The 21882-nt window shown below is 63.5% G+C and carries 29 protein-coding genes; 12 read left to right on the top strand and 17 right to left on the bottom strand.

Going from position 1 to position 21882, the window contains the following annotated elements; genetic code table 11:
- Window positions 1–36 precede the first annotated feature (36 nt).
- A complete protein-coding gene (locus tag RFM40_RS20850; protein WP_320228156.1) occupies window positions 37–291 on the bottom strand; it encodes a hypothetical protein in 255 nt (84 codons plus the stop codon).
- A 334-nt stretch (window positions 292–625) separates the two neighbouring features.
- Between RFM40_RS20850 and RFM40_RS20845 the strand changes: the two genes are divergently transcribed.
- Window positions 626–1336 (top strand): helix-turn-helix transcriptional regulator, encoded by a 711-nt coding sequence (locus RFM40_RS20845; RefSeq protein ID WP_320228157.1) that lies wholly within the window; start codon window positions 626–628, stop codon window positions 1334–1336.
- A gap of 70 nt (window positions 1337–1406) precedes the next feature.
- Window positions 1407–1784: a VOC family protein gene (locus tag RFM40_RS20840; protein WP_320228158.1), complete on the top strand. Its 378-nt coding sequence runs from the start codon at window positions 1407–1409 to the stop codon at window positions 1782–1784.
- Window positions 1785–1852: 68 nt separating this feature from the next.
- On the opposite strand, the gene lhpI is transcribed toward RFM40_RS20840, so the two are convergent.
- The 4 genes from lhpI to sppA form a co-directional block, all read right to left on the bottom strand.
- Window positions 1853–2824, bottom strand: coding sequence for a bifunctional Delta(1)-pyrroline-2-carboxylate/Delta(1)-piperideine-2-carboxylate reductase (gene lhpI / locus RFM40_RS20835; RefSeq protein WP_320228159.1), 972 nt, complete (start codon window positions 2822–2824; stop codon window positions 1853–1855).
- Between the two features lie 92 nt (window positions 2825–2916).
- Window positions 2917–3249: a LapA family protein gene (locus tag RFM40_RS20830; RefSeq protein WP_126097881.1), complete on the bottom strand. Its 333-nt coding sequence runs from the start codon at window positions 3247–3249 to the stop codon at window positions 2917–2919.
- A gap of 167 nt (window positions 3250–3416) precedes the next feature.
- The gene (locus tag RFM40_RS20825) at window positions 3417–3701 is read right to left on the bottom strand and encodes an integration host factor subunit beta (RefSeq protein WP_027165368.1); all 285 of its coding nucleotides are present in this window, start codon (window positions 3699–3701) and stop codon (window positions 3417–3419) included.
- A 77-nt stretch (window positions 3702–3778) separates the two neighbouring features.
- Entirely contained in the window at window positions 3779–4732 is a 954-nt protein-coding gene (gene sppA, locus RFM40_RS20820) for a signal peptide peptidase SppA (RefSeq protein WP_320228160.1), read from the bottom strand.
- A gap of 294 nt (window positions 4733–5026) precedes the next feature.
- On the opposite strand from sppA, the gene lptC reads away from it, so the two are divergent.
- The 6 genes from lptC to ptsN all read left to right on the top strand — a co-directional run bounded on the left by lptC (window position 5027) and on the right by ptsN (window position 10292).
- Window positions 5027–5740, top strand: coding sequence for an LPS export ABC transporter periplasmic protein LptC (gene lptC, locus RFM40_RS20815; RefSeq protein WP_320228161.1), 714 nt, complete (start codon window positions 5027–5029; stop codon window positions 5738–5740).
- Window positions 5727–6329: an LptA/OstA family protein gene (locus RFM40_RS20810; protein ID WP_126097884.1), complete on the top strand. Its 603-nt coding sequence runs from the start codon at window positions 5727–5729 to the stop codon at window positions 6327–6329. Before lptC ends, RFM40_RS20810 begins: the two co-directional genes overlap by 14 nt.
- Window positions 6329–7147, top strand: a complete 819-nt coding sequence (lptB, locus tag RFM40_RS20805; RefSeq protein ID WP_126097885.1) for an LPS export ABC transporter ATP-binding protein — start codon at window positions 6329–6331, stop codon at window positions 7145–7147. The genes RFM40_RS20810 and lptB overlap by 1 nt, the downstream gene beginning before the upstream one ends.
- Before the next feature lie 189 nt (window positions 7148–7336).
- Window positions 7337–8866 carry an RNA polymerase factor sigma-54 gene (gene rpoN / locus RFM40_RS20800; RefSeq protein ID WP_320228162.1) on the top strand — a complete coding sequence of 510 codons (1530 nt, stop codon included), beginning with the start codon at window positions 7337–7339 and terminating at the stop codon, window positions 8864–8866.
- 315 nt (window positions 8867–9181) lie between these two features.
- The gene (hpf, locus tag RFM40_RS20795) at window positions 9182–9766 is read left to right on the top strand and encodes a ribosome hibernation-promoting factor, HPF/YfiA family (protein WP_320228163.1); all 585 of its coding nucleotides are present in this window, start codon (window positions 9182–9184) and stop codon (window positions 9764–9766) included.
- Between the two features lie 61 nt (window positions 9767–9827).
- Window positions 9828–10292, top strand: a complete 465-nt coding sequence (ptsN, locus tag RFM40_RS20790) for a PTS IIA-like nitrogen regulatory protein PtsN (RefSeq protein WP_320228164.1) — start codon at window positions 9828–9830, stop codon at window positions 10290–10292.
- Window positions 10293–10542: 250 nt separating this feature from the next.
- Here ptsN and RFM40_RS20785 read toward each other — a convergent pair whose 3' ends face one another.
- Complete coding sequence (locus tag RFM40_RS20785) at window positions 10543–10800, bottom strand: BQ00720 family protein (protein WP_320221981.1); 258 nt, start codon at window positions 10798–10800, stop codon at window positions 10543–10545.
- Window positions 10801–10864: 64 nt separating this feature from the next.
- On the bottom strand, window positions 10865–11290 hold the full coding sequence (locus RFM40_RS20780) for an Hsp20 family protein (protein ID WP_320228166.1): 426 nt from the start codon (window positions 11288–11290) through the stop codon (window positions 10865–10867).
- A 141-nt stretch (window positions 11291–11431) separates the two neighbouring features.
- Here RFM40_RS20780 and RFM40_RS20775 point away from each other — a divergent pair, with 141 nt between their 5' ends.
- A complete protein-coding gene (locus RFM40_RS20775; RefSeq protein WP_320228167.1) occupies window positions 11432–12373 on the top strand; it encodes a nucleoside hydrolase in 942 nt (313 codons plus the stop codon).
- Between the two features lie 160 nt (window positions 12374–12533).
- Here the strand turns inward: RFM40_RS20775 and RFM40_RS20770 are convergent, their stop codons facing one another.
- The 5 genes from RFM40_RS20770 to RFM40_RS20750 form a co-directional block, all read right to left on the bottom strand.
- Window positions 12534–13148: a LysE family translocator gene (locus RFM40_RS20770; RefSeq protein WP_320228168.1), complete on the bottom strand. Its 615-nt coding sequence runs from the start codon at window positions 13146–13148 to the stop codon at window positions 12534–12536.
- Window positions 13149–13242: 94 nt separating this feature from the next.
- Window positions 13243–14694, bottom strand: coding sequence for an amidase (locus tag RFM40_RS20765; RefSeq protein WP_320228169.1), 1452 nt, complete (start codon window positions 14692–14694; stop codon window positions 13243–13245).
- A 5-nt stretch (window positions 14695–14699) separates the two neighbouring features.
- The gene (locus RFM40_RS20760) at window positions 14700–15605 is read right to left on the bottom strand and encodes a ribokinase (RefSeq protein ID WP_320228170.1); all 906 of its coding nucleotides are present in this window, start codon (window positions 15603–15605) and stop codon (window positions 14700–14702) included.
- A 613-nt stretch (window positions 15606–16218) separates the two neighbouring features.
- Entirely contained in the window at window positions 16219–17124 is a 906-nt protein-coding gene (locus tag RFM40_RS20755) for a methylated-DNA--[protein]-cysteine S-methyltransferase (protein ID WP_189521442.1), read from the bottom strand.
- A 158-nt stretch (window positions 17125–17282) separates the two neighbouring features.
- Complete coding sequence (locus RFM40_RS20750; RefSeq protein ID WP_320228171.1) at window positions 17283–17777, bottom strand: DUF2244 domain-containing protein; 495 nt, start codon at window positions 17775–17777, stop codon at window positions 17283–17285.
- A gap of 22 nt (window positions 17778–17799) precedes the next feature.
- On the opposite strand from RFM40_RS20750, the gene nth reads away from it, so the two are divergent.
- On the top strand, window positions 17800–18606 hold the full coding sequence (gene nth / locus RFM40_RS20745; RefSeq protein WP_320228172.1) for an endonuclease III: 807 nt from the start codon (window positions 17800–17802) through the stop codon (window positions 18604–18606).
- Between the two features lie 42 nt (window positions 18607–18648).
- On the opposite strand, the gene RFM40_RS20740 is transcribed toward nth, so the two are convergent.
- The gene (locus RFM40_RS20740) at window positions 18649–19104 is read right to left on the bottom strand and encodes a DUF2214 family protein (RefSeq protein WP_320228173.1); all 456 of its coding nucleotides are present in this window, start codon (window positions 19102–19104) and stop codon (window positions 18649–18651) included.
- A 212-nt stretch (window positions 19105–19316) separates the two neighbouring features.
- Here RFM40_RS20740 and RFM40_RS20735 point away from each other — a divergent pair, with 212 nt between their 5' ends.
- A complete protein-coding gene (locus RFM40_RS20735; protein WP_320228174.1) occupies window positions 19317–19478 on the top strand; it encodes a YdeI/OmpD-associated family protein in 162 nt (53 codons plus the stop codon).
- Between the two features lie 224 nt (window positions 19479–19702).
- Window positions 19703–20257, top strand: a complete 555-nt coding sequence (locus RFM40_RS20730; protein WP_320278130.1) for a GNAT family N-acetyltransferase — start codon at window positions 19703–19705, stop codon at window positions 20255–20257.
- Here RFM40_RS20730 and RFM40_RS20725 read toward each other — a convergent pair whose 3' ends face one another.
- From RFM40_RS20725 to RFM40_RS20710, 4 genes are all read right to left on the bottom strand, one after another.
- Complete coding sequence (locus tag RFM40_RS20725; protein ID WP_320228176.1) at window positions 20258–20656, bottom strand: DUF1801 domain-containing protein; 399 nt, start codon at window positions 20654–20656, stop codon at window positions 20258–20260.
- A gap of 78 nt (window positions 20657–20734) precedes the next feature.
- Complete coding sequence (locus RFM40_RS20720) at window positions 20735–21199, bottom strand: DUF1801 domain-containing protein (RefSeq protein WP_320228177.1); 465 nt, start codon at window positions 21197–21199, stop codon at window positions 20735–20737.
- Window positions 21199–21432 (bottom strand): hypothetical protein, encoded by a 234-nt coding sequence (locus tag RFM40_RS20715; RefSeq protein WP_320228178.1) that lies wholly within the window; start codon window positions 21430–21432, stop codon window positions 21199–21201. Before RFM40_RS20715 ends, RFM40_RS20720 begins: the two co-directional genes overlap by 1 nt.
- A gap of 37 nt (window positions 21433–21469) precedes the next feature.
- Complete coding sequence (locus RFM40_RS20710) at window positions 21470–21862, bottom strand: VOC family protein (RefSeq protein WP_320228179.1); 393 nt, start codon at window positions 21860–21862, stop codon at window positions 21470–21472.
- Between the last annotated feature and the right edge of the window lie 20 nt (window positions 21863–21882).

Raw genomic sequence — 21882 nt, 5'->3', positions numbered from 1 at the left:
CGCAACAAACCATGCGCGCTTGTGTCGGCTGGGTCGTCAATCGCGTCGTATGGCGAGCAAGCCGAGACAAAGCGAAACGAAGCCGAGAGCCTTGGCTGCCGTGACCGCCATGTGGCCAGTCTCCCAGCGGAGCCGTACGGCTTCAAAGTTGTCGGGGATCGGCCCGTGCACCCTGATCGCCAGGACGTCGTTTGCCGTTTTGACCGGCAAGAACCAGAGCGCCAGCGCGAGCGCATACAGCAAGGTGGCTGCCAGCACGAACCAGAAGGCAGGAGGCTCGTCGCGCAGCATCCAGACAAGCAGCGGCGGGCAAGCGATCGCTGCGATATCCAGCGGCGCTCCGATAACGGCAAAAATGCAGAAATTGACCGTTAAAGACAGCCGCCTCGCGCCAAAGCTCCGGCCACCGTTTTGTCAGCCTCGGCAGCGATTCCAACACATGGGCAAAGGATGGCCCGAGGCTAAGCGCCGCGATAAACGCGGCAAGCACCGACCAGAACAACAGGAATCCGCGCATCTCCATTGTGGAAACAACGAGAATGGGCGGCAGGCGTTCCAGGTCGGCATAAGCTTGCGGTGACGAGCGCCTGAGCCCTATCGTCCGGCCATCCCGGATAGCCAATCGATGTCCCGTTCCGAACGCCTGCTCGACCTGATCCAGATCCTGCGCCGCCACCGCCGGCCGGTGAGCGGCCGCACGCTTGCCGGTGAGATGGGCGTGTCGATCCGCACGCTTTACCGCGACATCGCGACGCTGCAGGGGCAGGGCGCGCCGATCGAAGGCGAGGCGGGGCTGGGTTATGTGCTGAAGCCCGGCTTCATGCTGCCGCCGCTGATGTTCACCGACGAGGAGATCGAGGCGATCGTGCTCGGCTCGCGCTGGGTGGCGAAACAGCCGGACAAGCGACTGGCCGCGGCCGCGACGGACGCGCTGTCCAAGATCGCGGCTGTCCTGCCGGACGATCTGCGCGAGGATCTCGACGCCACGACGCTGCTGGTCGGGCGGGGTTCGGGAACCGTCGAGGCGATCGACCTCGGCGTCGTGCGGCAGGCGATCCGCGACGAGCGCAAGCTCGGCTTCCTCTATCGCGATGCCGGGGGCGCCGCATCGAAGCGCTTGGTCTGGCCGTTCGCGCTCGGCTTCTTCGACAAGGTGCGGGTGATGGTGGCGTGGTGCGAGATGCGCCAGGATTTTCGCCACTTTCGCGCCGATCGCATGTCGGGTCTCAGTGCCACGGATATTCGCTATCCGCGCCGCCGCCAGGCTATGCTGAAGCAATGGCGGGCGACGCTCGACAAGCCAGCTCAGAACGCGTCGAACAATTCCGAGGACTGAACGCTGCTGCCAGAATCTGACAGCGGCAACGCCTAAGATCACCAAGGTTCAAACAGCTTGGAGATCAGACATGGCCACGCCCAATTTCGTCATCCTTTATGTCGACAGCCCCGAGCGGAGCGGTGCGTTTTACGCTTCGCTGCTCGGGAGCGAGCCGGTCGAGACTTCGCCGACCTTCGTCATGTTCGTGCTCGACAAGGGCTTCAAGCTCGGCCTCTGGTCGCGCCACACGGTGGAGCCGGCTGCAGCCGCTGCTGGTGGAGGCGGCGAGCTCGTGCTTGCGGTCGAGAACGCACCCTCCGTCGATGCCACGCATTCCGACTGGGCCAAGCGCGGGCTGAAAATCCTGCAGACGCCGAACGACATGGATTTCGGGCGCACATTCGTCGCGCTCGATCCCGATGGCCATCGGCTGCGCGTCTACTGGCCGAATGAGGCAGGGCAGTAGGGCAGTAGGGCAGTAGGGCAGTAGGGGGATTCCCGGCGGCTCACATACTGCCTTAGTGCCCTATTCCCCTACTGCCTTGCGTTGAGCGCCTCGTAGACCGCGATGCCGGCGGCGAGGTCTTCGAGCGCGGCGCCGACAGATTTGAACAGTGTGATCTCGCTGTCGCTCTGCCTGCCGCCTTTCTCCCCGCGCGTCAGCTCATGCAGGTCGGCGACGATGGCTTCCGGCTTCAGCACGCCGGAAGCCAGTGGCTGGACGATGTCGCCTGCCTCCTTGGTGGCGCCGGCCCGGGTGTCGACATAGACGCGCGCGCGGACGATTGCATCATCGTCGCTTTCGCGCATCTGTGGCGTGAAGCCGCCGACGAGGTCGACATGGGTACCCGGCTTCAGCAGCGCGCCCTTGATCAGCGGCGTGGTCGAGATCGTCGCCGAAGAGACGATGTCGGCCTCGCCAAGCTCGGCTTCGAGATCGCCGGCAACATTCGCCGGAAGGCCTTCGGCGCGGAGCGCTGCCGCCACCTTTTCGGCATTGGCCGGCGTGCGGTTCCAGATGCGGACGGATTTGATCGGCCGTATCGCCGAATGCGCCTTGGCGAGGAAGGACGACAGCGCGCCGGCGCCGATCACCAGCAGCCGCGAGGCATCCTTGCGGGCGAGATAGGACGCGGCCAGCGCCGAGGCGCAAGCGGTGCGCCATTGCGTCAGCCGCTGGCCGTCGATCAGCGCCTCAGGCTCGCCGGTCACGCCGTCGAGCAGCAGATAGAGGCCCATCACCGCCGGCTTGCCGATGGCGTTGTTGTCCGGCGACACGGTGACGATCTTGACGCCGATATGGCCATTGGCCGAGCTGCCGGCGGCGTTGAAGTCGGTCCAGGCCGGCATCAACAGCAGTGTCGAGGCGGCGCCATCCGGCCGCTCGATCGCGTGGTGATGACGCACCGGCTGCACCGCACCGTCGCGGAAGGCCGTGCGCAGCGTCTCGACCAGCCCGGGAAAGGTGAGCGCCTGATCGACCTCGGCGGCCGAGATGGTCAGCATCGAAGACTCCGTGGAATTAGAGCGCCGCCAGAGTATTTGCTTTCACGCAATTTCCGGACGGAAAACCGCCATACGCTTTTCCTGGAATTGCTTCAGTTCGAGGGTTTCGGCAGCGCTGGTCCCTTAGGCGCCGCCGGCGCGCGGCTTACCGCCTGGCGCAGGTTCTCGGCCTCGATGCCGCGCTGGCGAGCGAGCTTGCGGTAGCGGCCCTGCTTCACCCAGGTCGCCAAGCTGCCGACGATCATGCCGATGGCTAAAGCCAGGAACAGGAAGATGAAAAGCGGCAAATTCAGCGTCAGCGCCGGATTGCCCGGATGGAACGGGTCGAGCGTGAAGGCGACCGGTCCGCGGTTGGCGACGGCAAGCGCGATCAAGATGACGGCCAGCGGCACGAGGACCACGACGAGCATGAAGCGATTGAACATCAGATCTCCATGGAGAGGCGGCTTAAAAAGCGCGTCGCGACCTTTCGAGTGCGCTCCGCACGCTTAGGTTTTTGATTTTACGCATGTCATTGCCCCGAAACCGGTTCCCGCTTTCGGGAGACATGCTTTAAGCGCCGAGACGTCGTTTCGATCCGCCGGCGTGGCGCCTATTTGCCGCCGTTCAGCCTTTCGCGCAACTCCTTGCCGGTCTTGAAGAACGGCACCCACTTCTCCTCGACCTCGACGGACTCGCCGGTGCGCGGGTTGCGGCCGGTGCGGGCAGGGCGGTTTTTCACCGAAAAGGCGCCGAAACCGCGCAGCTCGACCCTGTTGCCTTCGGCAAGCGCATCGGTGATCTCGTCAAAGATTGCGCCGACGATGTTTTCGACGTCGCGCAGGAAAAGGTGCGGGTTGCGCGCGGCAATGATTTGCACAAGTTCAGATTTGATCATGAGAACGTTCCCCGTAAACCACTGCAGTCACTTATCAGGATGATTTTATTGCTTTATTTGGTTCTTCCCAACGCTTGTCAAGGGTGCCAGACCGAAACGAGACCGTCAAGGAACAAGCGGTCGGCGCCAAGCTCGTGAATGACGTCGCCGCCGGCGTCGGGCAGGCCGAGCGCATTGGCGATGGCCTTGGTCATGCTCCTTGTGAAGAAGAAGCCGCGCCCGTCCTTGTCCTTCCACTCGACGACTTTGAGCTTGCTGTCGACGCCCTTGGTCGCCAGCCAGTCGATCGCCTCGGTCTCGCCGCCGACTGCATCGACCAGGTGATTGCCGAGCGCCTGGCGGCCGGTGAAGATCGAACCGTCGGCCAGCGCCTGCGCCTGCTCATGCGTCATTTTGCGCCGCTCGGCGACGATGCCGACGAACCAGTCATAGCTGTCGAGGATGAGCTTGCGCACCATGGCGCGCTCGTCGTCGTTGGTCGGCTTGAAGGGCGAGGGCGAGGCCTTGAGCGGCGAGGATTTCACTTCCTCGAGCTTGATGCCGAGCTTGTCCATCAGGCCGCTGACGTCGGGATACTGGATCAGCACGCCGATCGAGCCGACGATCGAGGTCTTGCGGGCAACGATGTGGTCGGCCGCACTCGCGATCATATAGCCGGCGGACGCCGCCAGCGTGCCGACCTCGGCCACCACCGGCTTGTCGCCGGCGAGCTTGCGCACTTCCTCATAGATCGACTCGCCGCCGACCGTGGTGCCTCCGGGCGAATCGATCGATAGGATGACGCCCTTCACCGTCGCGGACTTGCGGATCGTCTCCAGCCTTTTGATCAGCTCCTCGTCCTCGGTGATGGTGCCCTCGATCTTGACCTTGGCGATGTGGTCGACCGCCTGGCCGGTGAAATCCTCACCGTAGATCCATGCCGAAAATGCGATCAGCGCCGCCGCCAGAACCACCAACGCGGCGACGCGCCAGAACGTCAGCTTGCGGCGCAAGCGGCGGCGGTCGATCAAGTCGTCGGCTCTCATTGCCATAGTCAGCCTCACAGTCGGTAGGAAAGGACGCTTGTAAAGCAAGCCTCCGCGCGGGGCTACCGTTTCATGACTGCCCCAAGGCCGACGAATGGACGCTGACGGCGACCTCACGAAAAATTAACGCAGCCGGTCCCTATCTGCTATGAAGGGCTGGCAGTTCAGCCGAATTCGTCCTAGTCGTGCGGTAGTAGCCGTCACATTTTTGCAGTTTTCCTCCGCTTGTGCTTGCTTGCGGGGGCCGGCATACCACCTATAGGCGGTGTTTGGCGGGCAAGGGCTCATTAGAAAACAGTCATGTTGGCGCGATCTGACGAAACGAGCGATGCCGAAATGGTGTCGGATGCCGCTGGCGAAAGCGGCACGCGGGGCGACGCGTTCGACCGTGCACGGCGGCATTCGCGCCGCGTGCGCGTGCTGAAGTTCACCGTGCCGCTGCTGGCGGCTGCAATTGCGATCGCCTTTCCGGTCTATTCATATCTCGCCGCGCCGGTGTCGATCTCGGTGCAGGCCGAGGGCACAGCCTTTTCGGACGGCAAGCTGGTGATGGCCAATCCCAAGCTCAACGGCTTCACCAAGCAGAAACTGCCTTATTCGCTGACGGCGACAAGGGCGACGCAGGATGTCGGGAAGCAAGGCATCATCGACCTCGAAGGCATCAATGCCAAATTGCCCGTCGCCAGCGACAACGTCGTGTCGGTCAACGCCGGGCACGGCATCTACAACCGAGACGCCAACACGATGGACCTCACCAGCGATGTCTCGGTAACCACCAGCGACGGCATGGAAGCCAAGTTCAAATCGGTCTTCCTAGACATGGGCAAAGGCTCTATGAAGACGGACAATCCGGTCGATGTCAGCCGCGCCGGGTCGCGCATCACCGCCGACTCGATGTCGGTGGAAGAGAACGGCAAGGTGGTGGTCTTCGAGAACCGGGTGCGCGTCAACATCGATGCGGCCAGCCTGAAGGCGGCAGAGGCAAAGAGCGGAGAACAGAATGCGTCGCAGTAATTCGGCAAGGCTTGCAGCGGCGGCCTCTTTCTTGCTGTTGCTGGGGGCGGCGCCCGCGCTTGCCCAGTCGAGCGGCACCAGCCAGATGTCCGGCCTGAAATTGTCGGGCGACCAGCCGATCCAGATCGAAAGCGACAAGCTGGAGGTCCGGCAGGCCGACAGCGCGGCGATTTTCAGCGGCAACGTCACCGTCAACCAGGGACCGACGCTGCTCAAGGCCGGCAAGATGACGGTCTTTTACGTCAAGGATGCCAACGCCCCCAAGGGCGCGGCGGCCGGCGCGTCGGCGATGACGGGTGCGGCCAATATCGACCACCTCGTGGTCGAGAACAAAGTCTACATCAAGTCGAACGACCAGATCGCCACCGGCGACAAGGGCACCTTCGACATGAAGACGCAGGTGCTCGTTCTTTCCGGCAATGAAGTGGTGCTCTCGCAGGGCGACAATGTGCTCAAGGGCTGCAAGCTCACCGTGCAGATGAAGAGCGGCCTTGCCAATGTCGACGGCTGCGGCAGCAGCGGCCGCGTCATCATGTCGATAACGCCCCAGAAGCAGGGAACGGCTCAGCAGGGAGCGTCGAGCAACTAATGGCCGGCGTATCGTCGCTGCTGGCCCGCCTTCCGGGGCGGGCGGCCGCAAAACCGGCTGCCCCGGCAACGGTCGGCGTCGACAAGGCGAAATTCAAGGGCACCCTGATCGCCAAGGGCCTGACCAAGAGCTACAAGGGCCGCAAGGTGGTGAGCGGCGTGACTCTCGGCGTGCGGGCCGGCGAGGCGGTCGGGCTGCTTGGCCCGAACGGTGCCGGCAAGACAACCTGCTTCTACATGGTCACCGGCCTCGTCCCGGTGGACGAAGGCACGATCGAGATCGACGGCTTCGACGTCACCTCGATGCCGATGTACCGGCGGGCCCGCCTCGGCATCGGCTACCTGCCGCAGGAAGCGTCGATCTTCCGCGGCTTGAGCGTCGAGCAGAACATCCGCGCGGTGCTGGAGGTGGTGGAAAAGAGCCGCAAGGAGCGCGAGCGCACCCTCGACGAGCTGCTCGAGGAATTCCACATCAGCCATCTGCGCAAGGCGCCGTCGCTGTCGCTGTCGGGCGGTGAAAGACGCCGTCTCGAGATCGCGCGGGCGCTGGCGACGCGGCCGGCCTATATGCTGCTCGACGAGCCCTTCGCCGGTATCGATCCGATCGCGGTCGCCGACATTCAGCAGCTCGTTCGCCATCTGACCGCGCGCGGCATCGGCGTGCTGATCACCGACCACAATGTGCGCGAGACGCTCGGCCTGATCGACCGCGCCTACATCATCCATGCCGGCCAGGTGCTGACGCATGGCCGCGCCGACGAGATCGTCGCCAATGCCGATGTGCGGCGCCTCTATCTCGGCGAGGGATTTACGCTCTAAGTGTAAAATTCTCCAATACGGCAGGATTTTCGTCTATTTTTCGAGATTCCTGCCAGTTCCGCCCGCGAATAACGCTCCGGTAAGCCGTCGCTGCTAGCGTTTGCCTTGACAAGCAAAAGCCGGGCCAGTTTCTATGCCCGACCGAAAAACCTTTAGTTCGATGCGTAGACGAGGCGTTTGAATCCGACCATGGCGCTGGCAGCCAAACTGCAGCTCAGACAGTCCCAGTCGCTGGTGATGACGCCCCAGCTGATGCAGTCGATCCGGCTGCTGCAGCTTACCCATGTCGAGCTCGAACGCTTCATCGACGAGGAGATCGAGCGCAATCCGCTTTTGGAGCGGGCCGAGCCGCAGGAGGATGCAAGCGGCGACCAGCCGCAGAAGAGCGAGACCGCGGCGGAACCCGCCAGCGGGGATGATTGGTTCGAGGCCGAAACGGAATGGAGCGCCGAGGCGATCTCGGAAAAGCTTGATTCGTCGCTGGAGAACCTGTTCCCCGACGACCCTGGAACGAGCGAGAGGCTGGGACCGGACCTCACGGCGCAGTGGAAGTCGGCGTCCGGAGGCAGCGCCGGCGGCGCGTCGTCGGAGGGTTTCGATGTCGGCGAGATGGCGGCGAGCGTAGTGACGCTGCGCGAGCATGTCGGCGAGCAGATCGCGCTGGCCTTCCCGAACCCTGCCGAACGCCTGATTGCAGGCGAACTCGCCGATGGGCTCGACGAGGCCGGCTATCTGCGCTCCGACCTGGACGAGGTTGCCGCGCGGCTTGGTGCGGACAAGGCGGCCGTGGCACGCGTGCTCACGGTCTGCCAGGCCCTCGAGCCGGCCGGCCTGTTTGCGCGCGATCTCGCCGAATGCCTGTCCTTGCAGCTCGCCATGCGCGACCGGCTCGATCCGGCGATGAAGGGCTTGGTCGCCAACCTCGAACTTCTGGCGCGGCGCGATTTCCAGACGCTGAAGCGCATCTGCGGCGTCGACGAGGAAGACCTTCTCGACATGCTGGCCGAGATCCGGGCGCTCGATCCGCGGCCCGGTATGGCATTTTCAGGCGGCGCCAGCGACGCGATCATCGCCGATGTCGAGGTGCGCGCCGCCGCTGACGGCAGTTGGGCGGTGGAGCTCAATTCCGACACGCTGCCACGCGTTTTGGTCGACAACGTCTATTTTGCCCGTGTTTCCAGCCACGCCAGAGACCAGGCGGAAAAGGACTTTCTCGCCGAATGCCTGCAGAACGCCAACTGGCTGACGCGCAGCCTCGACCAGCGGGCGAAGACCATCCTCAAGGTGGCCTCGGAAATCGTGCGCCAGCAGGATGCGTTCCTCGTCCATGGCGTGCGGCACCTGAAACCGCTCAACCTGCGCACGGTGGCCGACGCGATCGGCATGCACGAATCGACGGTCAGCCGCGTCACCGCCAACAAATACATGCTGACGCCGCGCGGCGTGTTCGAGCTGCGCTATTTCTTCACCGCTTCGATCGCCTCGGCGGAAGGCGGCGAGGCGCATTCCTCGGAGGCCGTGCGCGACCGCATCAAGCAGCTGATCGACGAGGAAAAGCCCGCCGACGTGCTTTCCGACGACGCCATCGTCGACATGCTGAGGGAAAATGGCGTCGACATCGCCCGCCGCACCGTCGCCAAGTACCGGGAAGGCATGAACATCCCTTCATCGGTGCAGCGCCGCCGCGAGAAGCGGGCGCTCGCCAACGCTGGACGCTAAGGTCAGTTGATATTCAGCCGGCCTGCCCTAGTTCGTGTGGGCTTAAGGAGCGCCCGGATTTCCACAGTTTTCGAGCTTCATTGACAAGCTGCAATGAAGTGTCTAGAAGCCCGCCCGCATGAGCCGGGCCGTGATGCCCGCTCGCGAATGGGTCCGTCAAAGCGAAGGCCTCGGACGGCCAAGAAGGCGACTTGTGATCAACCGGAAAGTTCGGGTCTAAAATCGGCGCGCATGCCGCTGCAAAGCTTGTGCGCGCGCACCACGGGTATAAACTCGGGACAGTTTGAAGCCTGAGCAAGGAAGGTCAGTTTTCAGATGAATCTGCGCATTTCGGGAAAACACATGGACATCGGCGATGCGTTCCGTACGCGCATCAACGATCGTGTCAACGAAGCGATCGAAAAGTATTTCGATCGAGGTTTTTCAGGACATGTAACGGTCATCAAGGCAGGGTCGCGCTTCTCGGCCGATTGCATGATCCGACTCGATTCCGGCGCCTCGCTGCAGGCGACCGGCGACGCCCAGGATCCCACACTTGCCTTCGAGGCGGCCGCCGATCGCCTCGAAACGCGGCTGCGGCGCTACAAGCGCCGGCTGAAGTCGCACACTTCCAACAATGGCAATGGCGAGTCCACCGATATCGCCTACACCGTGATGGAGCCGCTCGCCGACGATGACGAGGAAATCCCGGAGAACTTCGCTCCGGCCATCGTTGCCGAATCGACCATGACGCTTCGCACCATGTCGGTGGCATCGGCCGTCATCGAGCTCGATACCAAGGACAGCCCGGTCCTCGTCTTCCGCAACGCCGGAAACGACCATCTCAACATCGTCTACCGCCGGCCGGATGGGAACATCGGCTGGATCGATCCGTCGACGACCAAAGTCGCGCAGGGATAAGAAAGCCAGCCGTGCGAGGGGGACGACTGGCGCGGCAAGGCGAGCAAGGGATTTTTCAAGCATGGATCTCAGCGATCTTATCAGCGTCTCGGCTATCATGCCGGCGTTGAAGGCGAATTCCAAAAAGCAGCTTCTGCAATTGCTGTCGGAGAGGGCGGCAGCGATTTCAGCGATTCCGGAGCGGGACGTGTTCGACACGATCCTGCAGCGCGAGCGGCTGGGCTCCACCGGCGTCGGCAACGGCATCGCCATTCCGCATGGCAAGCTCGCGGGCGTGAAGCGGATCGCGGGCGTGTTCGCCCGGCTGGAGACGCCGGTCGATTTCGAAGCGCTCGACGACCAGCCGGTCGATCTGGTGTTCCTGCTGCTTGCGCCCGAAGGCGCTGGCGCCGACCATCTTAAGGCGCTGTCGCGCATCGCGCGCGTGCTGCGCGATGCCGATACGGTGGCCAAGATCAGGGGGACGCGCGACGCGGTGGCGATCCACGCGCTCTTGTCGGATACGCAGGCCTCGCACGCGGCTTAAAGCATGTCTCCCGAAAGTGGGTTTCGGGACGAAGACATGCTTAAAATCAAGAACCTCAAGCAGGTCGCGTGAATCCTTTTTCACGCGACCTGCTTTGGAGTGGTTCACGCAATTCCGGACGGAAGGCTACGGCGAAGGTGCCTACCTAACCGTTTCACACTTTTTCCTGGAATTGCTCTGAAGCTTTTCGGGGTAAAATCCTTAGAGGGCCGCCGGGAGCGGCCCTTTCCAGTTCAGGCGACGTCCAGGATCAGTGGATGGCGACCGTGGTGAGATCGTTCTCCAGCGCACCCGCAAGCGCCCGGTCACGGGCATCGGAAAGCAGGATCGGCTGGCCGTTGGCGGCAAACAGCGCCCACAGCTCCAGGCCGGGCGCGATCTCGTCGAGGCCGGGGAAGCGGCCGCGCAGATCGTCGCTCGATACTTTCCTCAGGTAAGCGACCGAACCTTCGCCGAGATGGGCGAATTCGCCGCTGGTCATGGTCAGGGTTTCGTCAATTCTGGTCATTTTCAAGCCTCCTTGGCGCGAGACGCCACTTCCGGCCGTCCCGCATTAGAGCCATCGGCAAAGATCAGTCTTTCACCGATATGTTTATTTTCCGTACCAGCCGTTCGGCCTCCGGACGGTCGAGATCGACCGACAAAAGGCCGTTCTTCAGCTCCGCGCCGACGACCCGCATGCCGTCGGCCAGCACGAAGCAGCGCTGGAACTGGCGCGCGGCGATGCCGCGGTGGAGGAACTCGCGCTCGGTGTCGTCGGTCTGACGGCCGCGCACGATCAGTTGGTTCTCCTCCGTGGTGACATCGAGGTCGCTCTCGGCGAAACCCGCCACGGCAAGCGTGATGCGCAGCCTCTCGGCATTGCCGTCCGAGGCACTCAGGCGCTCGATGTTATACGGAGGATAGCTGTCGCCCGACTTCGCCAGACGTTCGAGCGTCTTTTCCATGGCGTCGAAACCCAGCAGAAGCGGGCTGGAGAAGGGCGTCATTCGGCTCATGTTACACTGTCCTCTCAAGAGCGACATAAACTGGAAAAACCCAGATGGCATTTTTCCCGATGGTCTTGATATGGTCCGCCGCGCGATCAAGTTCAAGCCATCAAAACCCCGCCCAAAAAGACTCCCCAAAAAGGAATTGAAATGCCCCAGTCACGAAAGATCATCATCGACACGGACCCCGGCCAGGATGATGCCGTCGCCATATTGCTGGCGCTCGGCAGCTCCGAACTGGAGGTCGTCGGCATCACCGCCGTTGCCGGCAACGTGCCGCTGAAACTCACCGAAAAGAATGCCCGCAAGATCTGCGAGCTTGCCGGCCGGCCCGACATCAAGGTCTATGCCGGCGCCATCCGCCCGCTTGCGCGCGAGCTCGTCACCGCCGAGGAAGTGCATGGCAAGACCGGCCTCAACGGGCCGCAACTGCCGGAACCGACGATGCCGTTGCAGGAAAAGTACGCGGTCGACTTCATCGTCGAGACTTTGATGAACGAGCCAAGCGGCACGATCACGCTCTGCCCGCTCGGGCCGCTCACCAACATCGCCCTGGCGCTGATCCGCGAGCCGCGGATCGCGCCGCGCATCAAGGAAATCGTGCTGATGGGCGGCGGTTTCTTCGAGGGCGGCAACGTCACGCCCGCCGCCGAATTCAACATCTATGTCGACCCGCAGGCGGCCGACGTGGTGTTCAAGTCGGGCATTCCGATCGTGATGATGCCGCTCGACGTCACCCACAAGGCGCTGACCACCGCCAGGCGCACCAAGGCCTTTCGCGAGCTCGGCACCAGGGTCGGCACCGCAACTGCCGAGATGCTGGAATTCTTCGAGCGCTTCGACGAGGAGAAATACGGCACCGACGGAGGGCCGCTGCACGATCCGTGCGTGATCGCCTATTTGCTCAAGCCGGAACTGTTCAGGGGCCGCCGCTGCAACGTCAGCGTCGAGACGACCTCCGAGCTCACCATGGGCATGACGGTGATCGACTGGTGGGGCGTCAGCAGGCGCGAGAAGAACGCCATGGTGATGCGCGACATCGACCACGACGCCTTCTTCGCGCTGCTGGTCGAGAGGCTGGGGCGGCTGTAGGGGCGCCTCTTCCTTCCCCCCTTGTGGGGGAAGGTGGATCGGCGCGAAGCGCCGAGACGGATGAGGTTGGAAGAAACTCAACGCTCACTCCGTCCAGCACCCCTCATCCGACCGAGCTTCGCTCGGCCACCTTCTCCCGCAAGGGGAGAAGGGAAAGCGCTCACTTCGCCTTCGAGAACGCCAGCCAGAGCCCGCCGCCGACCAGGAAGCTGCCGCTGACGCGGGAGAGCAGCTTGACGCGGCTGGCCGACAGAACGCGACCGGCGCGGCCGGCGGCAAGGGCGTAGGTCGAATCCGACATGGCGGCGAAGACCATCGCGGTCAGGCCCATGACAACGATCTGCAGTGTGTAATTGCCCTGCGGCGCGATGAACTGCGGGAAGAAGGCGCCGAAGAAGACAAGCGTCTTCGGATTGGAGATCGCGACAAGGAAACCCTGCAGGAAGAAGCCGCCGCGCGGCTTCCTGGCCGATCCGTCGGGGTTCAACGTGCCCTTGGCGCGAAACATCTGCACACCCATCCAGATCAGATAGGCGGCGCCGATCAGCCGCACCCATTCGAACCAGTGACCCATGCCGGGGATCAGCGTGTTGAGGCCGATGCCGACGATGGCGATCATGATGGCGAGGCCTGCCTGGGTGCCCGCGACATTGGCAAGCCCGGCGCGCGAGCCGTGGCGCATGCTGTTGGCGATGATCAGCGTGACCGTCGGGCCAGGCACCAGGACGATGACGATGCAGGCGACGACATAGGTGGCGTAAAGTTCCAGCGACATGATCTTCCCTCGAACAGGATGGCGCCGACGCGGCGGAACGCGATCAATGCACGGAGCTGGCGCCGGTGCAAGCTAGGCTAGACAGGGTGACCCATCAGGCAGCCCCCACCCGCCAGGGCACCGTCGCCTCATAGGCGGCACCGGCTTTGAGCACGGCGAGGTCGCCGCGCGGCCGGCCGATCAGTTGCATGCCCATCGGCCGGCCCTTGCTGTCGAAGCCAACCGGCACGTTGAGCGCCGGGCAGCCGCCCAGCGTGGCAAAGGCGGAGACCTGCATCCAGCGGTGATAGCTGTCCATCGGCCGCCCGGCGACCTCGCGCGGCCAATGGGACGAGACGTCAAAGGGGAAGACCTGGGCGGTCGGCAAGACGATGAGGTCGAAGCGCTCGAACAGTGACAGCAGCGTGCGGTGCCATGAGGAGCGGCGGACCGTCGCGGCGTGGACTTGCGGTGCGGTGAGCCGCATGGCCTGCTCCACCTCCCAGACCGCTTCCGGCTTCAGCAGCTTGCGTTTTTCCGGATCGTCGTAGTGCGCCTTCAGCCCGCAGCCGCTGCTCGCCTGGCGCAGTGTCACGAAGGCCTGCCACAGCGCCTCGAAGTCGAAATCCGGCACCAGCGCTTCGGTATGGAAGGATGCGTCAGCGAAGCGGGCGAGGGCAGCCTCGCATAGGTCGAGAATGCCTGGCTCCATCGGCAGGTGGCCGCCGAGATCGCCGAGCCAGGCGATGCAACCGCCGGTGGCTTTCGTGCGCAAGCCTTCGAAGAACGAGCCCTGCTTGTCATGCGACAATGGCGCCCGTGGATGGTAGCCGGCCTGCTCGTCGAGCAGCAGCGCGATGTCGCGCACGTTGCGACCCATCGGCCCTTCGACGCCCATCTGGGCGTGGAAGACATCGATGTCGGGGCCGGCCGGCACCAGCCCCTGCGACGGGCGGAAACCGTAGACATTGTTGTAGGCGGCGGGGTTGCGCAGCGAGCCGCCGAAGTCGCTGCCGTCGGCCACCGGCACCATGTCGAGCGCCAGCGCCACCACCGCGCCGCCGCTCGAGCCGCCGGCGGTGAGCGCCGGATCGAAGGCGTTGAGCGTCGGACCGAAGACCTGATTGTAGGTGTTGGAGCCTAGCCCGAATTCCGGAACGTTGGTCTTGCCGATGATGATGGCGCCGGCCTTGCGAAGCCGCTCGACGAAGAAGTCGTCCTCTTGCGGGACGAAATCGGCAAAGATCGGCGAGCCGAAAGTGGTCCTCAAGCCCTTGGTCAAAGCCAGGTCCTTGATGGCGATCGGCAGGCCGAATAGCGATCCAGCCTCGCCACCTCGCGCCAGATGGGCGTCGGCCCGGTCGGCTTCCGCCAGGATGTCGGCGCGCTCGCGCAGCGACACGATGGCATTGACCAGCGGGTTCACGGCCTCGATGCGATCGAGGAAAGCGCCGACGACTTCGCGCACCGAGAGCTGTCGCTGCCTGATCTTGTCGGCGAGTTCCACGGCCGACAAGCGGCAGATGTCGCCGGCCGGCGACACGGCATGTTTCGTCGAGGGGCGCATCGCCGTCACCGTGCTGCCGCCAAAGCGGCGTCGACGTCCTTCGCCAGCGGGATCGCCGGCTGCGCGCCGGGCTTCAGGCAGGCGAGCGAGCCGGCCGCCGCGGCGCGCGCAAGCGCCTGTTCGAGCGGCAGCCCGGACGACAGGCCGGCGCCGAAATAGCCGCAAAAGGTGTCGCCGGCGCCGACCGTGTCGACCGGGGTTATCTTCAGCGCCGGGACGGTGAGGACATGGTCGGCAGTGGCGGCCAGCACGCCGTCGCCGCCGAGCGTGACGACGATGGCGCGGCCGGTCTTTCGGGCATAGTCGCGCATCCGGGCCTGCCGGTCGCGGCCCGACAGCGCCATCGCCTCGCCATAGAGGTCGAATTCGGTTTCGTTGGCGACGGCAAAGTCCGCCTTGCCGAGGAAGCCGGCCGCTTCGGCGCGGAAAGGCGCGGTGTTGAGGACGCTGACGGCACCTGCCGCGCGCGCGGCGTCGAGCGTGGCATCGACCGTCTGCAACGGGATCTCGTGCTGCAGAAGCACGACGTCGCCCTTCTTGAGATGGGCTTTGGCGACATCGCCGGGCAGCACTGAATCATTGGCGCCCGGCACCACCGCGATCACGTTTTCGCCGTCGGCGCCGACCAGGATCAGCGCCGTGCCGGTGGAGGCGAAGCTCTCGCCGACGCCGGAAAGATCGACATTGCCGGCCTTCAGCAGCGCCAGTGCTTCGGCAGCAAAGCTGTCCTTGCCGACGGCGCCCACCATGCGCACCGCAGCGCCGGCCCGGGCGGCGGCCAGCGCCTGGTTGGCGCCCTTGCCGCCGGGAGCGGTGACGAAGCCGGAGCCGCGGACCGTCTCGCCGGGCTCCGGCAAGCGGTCGACATTGGCGATCAGGTCGAGGTTGATCGAGCCGACGATGATGATCAAGAAACACCTCCTGCCGGAACGGTCCAACCCTCGGTCGAAGGCCGGTGTGCTCCAAGTCCTTGCTTTTACGCGATTGATTGCGCGGGAGGCTAGCCGCAAAGACCGCCGGTTGCCAGATCATGCCGGTTGCGCGTGTGGCTTGGCCCACAGCTTCATTCGCAGCGCACGGTGACCGTGCCCTGATAATTGCCCGTGGGGAAGATGCCGGACGATTTCGTCGCCGTGAGGTCGACCTGGATGGAGTGGGTGCCGTTGGTGACGCGCCAGCGCTGCCACGAAGATCCGAACCTTCGTCAACGACCGCTCCATTGGCGAGAACTATTCGCAGCGCACCGTCACCGTCGCCTGGTAGCCGCCGGCCGAGAAGCGGTTGGTGCCGCTCTTGGTGCCGGTAAGATTGATCGCGGCGGTCGACGTGCCGGGCACGGTGAGCGCTGTCGCCGTGCCTGTTTCGTTACCTTAAATAACGGCACCAAGCAACTTGCAATATAGCCGGCGAAACCAGAGGTTGTCGCCGGTTGTATTTTTCAGATATTTGGATGGAATTGTTTCAGTTATACTTGTTTATACTTTGATGCGCGCTTTTTCGCAACTGTGCGGAAAAGTCGAGCTTTCAGGAAGCCACTTGCCCTGCTTCCCAGCCGAGGATGGCGCGCTTGCGCGTCAGGCCCCAGTGATAGCCGGTCAGTGCTCCGGACTTGCCCAGCGCACGGTGGCAAGGAACCACGAAGGACATCGGATTGGCACCGACCGCCGCACCGACAGCCCGGCTTGCGTTCGGCGCGCCGATGCTTGCCGCGATCGAGGAATAGGTGCAGGCCTTGCCCATCGGGATGCGCAGCAGCGCCTCCCAGACACGCAGCTGGAAATCGGTGCCGATCATCACCACGCGCAGCGGCTGGTCGGCGCGCCACAGCGTCGGATCGAAGACACGCGCGGCATAGGGCTGGGTGGCCGACATATCCTCGACATAGGAAGCGTTCGGCCAGCGGCCGGACATGTCGGCGAAGGCAGCCCGCTCGCCGCCGGCATCGCAGAAGGCCAGGCCGGCCAGACCGCGGTCGGTCACCATGATCAGGGCGATGCCGAATGGCGAGATGTGGTAGCCGTAGCGGATGGTGAGGCCGGCGCCGCGGGTCTTGTAGTCGCCGGGCGACATCGCCTCGTGGGTGACGAAGAGGTCGTGCAGCCGGCCGGGGCCCGACATGCCAAGCTCGAATGAGGTTTCGAGCAGCGGCATGCCGGAATCGAGCAGCCTGCGCGCGTGGTCGAGGGTTACCGCTTGCAGGAAAGCTTTCGGCGACAGGCCGGCCCAACGGGTAAAGAGCTTCTGCAGGCCGGTCGGCGTCTCGCCGACTGCCTCTGCCAGAACCTCCAGCGAGGGCTGGTCGCGATAGTCGAGGCTGATCTTTTCGATGGCGCGGCGAACCACTTCGTAGTCGCTGCCCTCGGGAGTGATGTCGTTCTGCAGGATCGCGGACGGTTTCATCAGGGTATTCATGGTCATCTGGGCGTTCATGGCAATATCTCCTTGACCGCGAATATCGTTCTTCCGGTACTTCGCGACCACCCGAAACTTGCCTTCCCTCCGCCCATATCTACGCAGAGTCGGCTTTAAACCGAGGGGACAATCATGGCCGGTGAAAAGGTGAGTCTGACCGGGGCGAGGGAGATCCCTCAGCGCGCCTTGGCCGTCGCCAGTGCGCGCGAAAAGGCAGTCGCAAAACTTTCGCGGGAGTCGGGGTCCAGGAAAGACCCGATCGACACGCTCCTGCCTTGGGCCTCAACGGCCATTTTGGTGATGCCGATCTCGGCATGGCGGGCGATCGAAAACCGCGTCCAGAACGGGTTGAAGCGATGATTCTCGAAACGGCCCGACGGCGCCGTTTTGCGGATGTCGAGGCTGGTGCGCGAGACCGAGATTTCCTCGCGGGCGCGCGCGGCGCGATAGTTGACGCGGAAGGCGATGTAGACTCCGACCACGTCGAGCCCGAAGAAGCCGAAGACCGGCCATGCGCCACGCGCCAGGAAGATCGCGCCGGTGACCGCCCAGCCGAACGTCAGCGCGCCCATCAGGATGAGAAAGCCGGTGCGGCCGAGGGAACGATGCGGCGTCAGCAAAGCCTCGAAAAACGGCTTGTCGGCTTCGAACGAGGCGTTTGTGTCGCTCATGAGGGAATATTATAGGAAGGGAATGACGCTTCCCAAGTCCAAAAATTCCTTGCCCGTCAGAAAGCAGTCTGCCTCCGCCTCAGGCGGCGGCGCGAAAGCAAAGGCGCCGTCCCGGAAGCGCGGGCCGCGCTCGTTCTATACTGCCGCCGAGGTGCATGAGATTTTCCGGCGCTTTTCCGTGCAGCGGCCGGAGCCGCAGGGCGAGCTCGACTATATCAACGCCTTCACATTGCTGATCGCGGTGGTGCTGTCGGCGCAGGCGACCGATGCCGGGGTCAACAAGGCGACGAAGGCGCTGTTTTCGGCGGCCGATACGCCGCAGAAGATGCTGGCGCTCGGCGAGGCCAAGGTCGGCGACTATATCCGCACCATCGGGCTGTGGCGCAACAAGGCCAAGAACGTGATCGCGCTTTCGAAGGCGCTGATCGACGACTATGCTGGCAAGGTGCCGGAGGATCGCGACGAGCTGGTCAAGCTGCCGGGCGTCGGGCGCAAGACCGCCAATGTCGTGCTCAACGTCGCCTTCGGCCAGCATACGATGGCGGTCGACACGCATATCTTCCGCATCGGCAACCGGATCGGGCTGGCGCCCGGCAAGACGCCGGAGCAGGTCGAGCAGGGGCTCTTAAAAGTTATCCCGGCCGAATATATGCGCCACGCGCATCATTGGCTGATCCTGCATGGCCGCTATGTCTGCAAGGCGCGCAAGCCCGACTGCCCGATCTGTGTGATCGCCGACATCTGCAAATCCAAGGAAAAGACCACCGACGTGCCGGCGCCGCTGGTGCCGATCGCGCCCTTGAAGGAGTCGTTTCCCGCGGAGGTTTAGAGGCGCCGAGCCTGACCGCTACACACTTTTTCCTCGAATTGCTCAGTAGCCGTAGCCGCGAGCCATCGCCGCGGCAAAGACCGGGATGAGCAGGAAGATGAAGCCCTCGGCGCGGACATAGTTCTTCACCGAGGCGAGTTCGGCCGCCGGCACCGAGAAAGAAGGATTGCCGCCCGCCTGCCTGTTCCAGGAGACGAAGCGAACGGTCGGGACGATCGACAGCAGGCCGACGACGACGAAGGCCACCATCTTTGCCCAGAACACCCAGTTGTAGACGTAGAATTCCCAGCCTTTCAGCCCGAAGAACACCCGGCAGATGCCGATGATGACGATCAGTGCGGCGACGATGCCATAGTGGCGGTCGATGCCGGCAAGACGCTTGAGCGTCGCCGCGCCCAAATCGCCTCGCACCAGCACGAACTCGGCGCCGATGATGCCGGCCAGCGAGAACACCAGAAGGTGATGGGCGATCGCCAGCAGAAGGTCGGTGGTGTCCATGTTTCTTCCTTCGATTGAAGAGCGCGAGTGTTGAATCAGTTTTCAGAAGTTGCAGAGTAGCATCGCGGGGCAAAAATCCTATATGCGCAAGCTAGCCATGTGCAGCGTTGACGCCAACTACCGGCAGTCTATTGCTTGGATCATGAGCCGATTGAAGCGTTGCCCTCAATCCGATGCCTGGCGACGTGCGGACCGCCTTGGCGGGGCGCGGATTGACTGCCGCCTATGACGCGCGGCCGGACTATCAGAAGAACGACTATCTCGGTTGGATCGCGCGCGCTAAACGCCCCGACACGAGGCAGAAGCGGCTTGACCAGATGCTCGACGAACTGGCGCGCGGCAGCGTTTATATGAACATGGCCTGGCACGGCTGAAGCCGGCCCTCCGGCGTTTGCCGGCCTTCGTTGCCTCTGGAAGATGCCTCGGGCCATCCTGGCCCTTGTTCGAACGCACTGGTTTGCTAAGCGCTGCCGCCTCACTAGAGCGTTTCAGCGTTTCACGGAAACGCCGAACCGCTCTATCTCTTTGTTTTTTTATGCAATTCCGGACGGAAAACCGTTACACACTTTTCCTGGAATTGCTCTTAAAGGTAAATGCCATGAGCATTGCAAGGGAAGCCGGTGTGCCGATTCTTGAGACAGCGCGAACCATTCTGCGGCCGCATCGGCTCGATGATTTCGAGAGCTATGTCGCGATGTGGGCAGACCCCGGGGTCACCCGTTTCATCGGCGGCAAGCCGCGCACCCGCGAGGAAAGCTGGATGCGCTTCCTGCGTCATGCCGGGCTATGGTCGCTGCTTGGCTATGGGTTCTGGGCGATCGAGGACAAGGCGACAGGCCGGTTCATCGGCGAGGCCGGGTTCCACGATCTGAAGCGCGAGATCGAGCCGTCGATCGAAGGTGTGCCGGAGGCTGGCTGGGCGCTGGCTTCGGTCGCGCATGGCCAGGGGCTGGCGAGCGAAGTCGTCGGGCGCATCGTCGCCTGGGGGGATGCGGTGTTCCGGCGGGCCAGGACCGTCTGCATCATCGATCCCGACAACGGCGCTTCGCTCAAGGTGGCGGAAAAGAACGGCTATCGCGAGATCCTGCGCACCACCTATCACGACAAGCCGACGATCCTGCTGGAGCGGCAGGCCGGAGGCAATCCCGGTTGATCAGCGCTTGGCTTTTAGTTTGTTCAGGGCTGCGGCGGCGCGGACGAGAGCCTTGAGCGCTTCCGCGTCGATCTCCTCACCCTCGCGAAAATCGATGGCGCGCCTGGTGTTGCCCTCGAGGCTGGAGTTGAAGAGGCCTGAGGGATCGGGCAGCGCCGCGCCCTTGGCGAAGGTCAGCTTGACGACCGCCTTATAGGTCTCGCCGGTGCAGATCATTCCGGCGTCCTCCCAGACCGGCACGCCGCGCCACTTCCATTCCTCGGTGACGTCTGGATCGGCCTCCTTGATCAGGGCGCGCAGCCGGCCAAGCATCTCGCCTCGCCAATCGCCCAGTTCCGCGATGCGTCCATCGATCAGCTCGGAAGGAGATTTGCTTTCCTCTACGCCGCTTCTCTCCATATCTGTGCTCCTCCGATGCTGGATAAGTGGATCACCATGGCGCCTCTTCAGGCGAACCGTGCTTGATCGATAATGCGCTTACATTCGTTCGCCAGGCAATTGGCTCGCCTGTTTCACCCAGGAAACGAATTGCGCTTCATCGAGTTGGTCGTCCTCATGGATGTGAAAATAGCGCGTGTCCTTGCTCTTGGATTCGCCGGGCGGCACCGGCTTGAGCGACAGGCCGCGAAAGAAGGCCACCTTGATGTATCCGGTGAAACAGTGGATGCCGAGGAACCAGCCTTCGCCTTCCATCCCGTAAAACGGCGAGTTCCATTTGACCGCCTTCTGCACGTCGGGAACGGCCCGCACGATGAGTTGGTCGAGCCGGTGCCCGACCTCGCTCTTCCAGCCCGGCATCGCCGCGATATAGGCCTGCACGGGGGCGTCGCCATAGCCCTTGGCTATCTGCGGGTTGCCGCCTGAAAGCAGGACGGGTTTCACGTCCGCGGGTCTGGCTTCTGAGGGCTTGGCGGCAACCTTCGGCGATTTCGCCTTCGCCATCAGGCCGATCCTACGCGCTCGCGCGCCGGGTCGCCGCGCCATTTGACGGCATAGGGCAGCACGAACATATAGAGGCCGCTGAACAGCAGCAGGAAAAGCGGCAGGAGCGGCGAATAGACCACCCAGGCGGGCGGCTCGCCCAATGCCATGGCGACGAAGTTGGCGATGACGGTCATGGTGAAGATGATCGACAGCCAGCGATGCGACTGCCTGATCCACTTGCTCCAGTCCAATGCTGCCTCCTTTTGAAAAGCGAATGAAACGTCGGCCTTACCAGCGCGCCAGCTGGGTGATCTGGATGAGATTGCCGCAGGTGTCGTTGAGCTGCGCGATTGTCGAGCCGGTCACCTCGGTCGGCGCCATGGCGAAGCTGCCGCCATTTGCCGTGATGCGCTCGTGGTCGCCTTTGATGTCGTCTGTGAACAGCATGAGCGCCGGCTGGCCTTGCTTGAAGATGGCCTGCTGGTAGGTCCTGGCCGCCGGATTGTCGTTCAGCGCCAGCTGCAGCTCGGTTCCGTCCGGGTCGTCGGGCGAGGCGACCGTCAGCCAGCGAAACGGCCCGTTGGTGAAATCGGCCTTCTTGGTGAAGCCCAGCACGTCCGTGTAGAAGCCAAGAGCCTTCTCCTGATCGTCGACATAGACGCTGGTTAGCTTGATCTTCATCGCATGTCTCCATTGCTCGC

Source organism: Mesorhizobium captivum (assembly GCF_033977165.1).
Lineage (GTDB): Bacteria > Pseudomonadota > Alphaproteobacteria > Rhizobiales > Rhizobiaceae > Mesorhizobium > Mesorhizobium captivum.
Note: the sequence above shows the minus strand (reverse complement) of the source record. Positions and strands in the feature narration are given on the sequence as shown.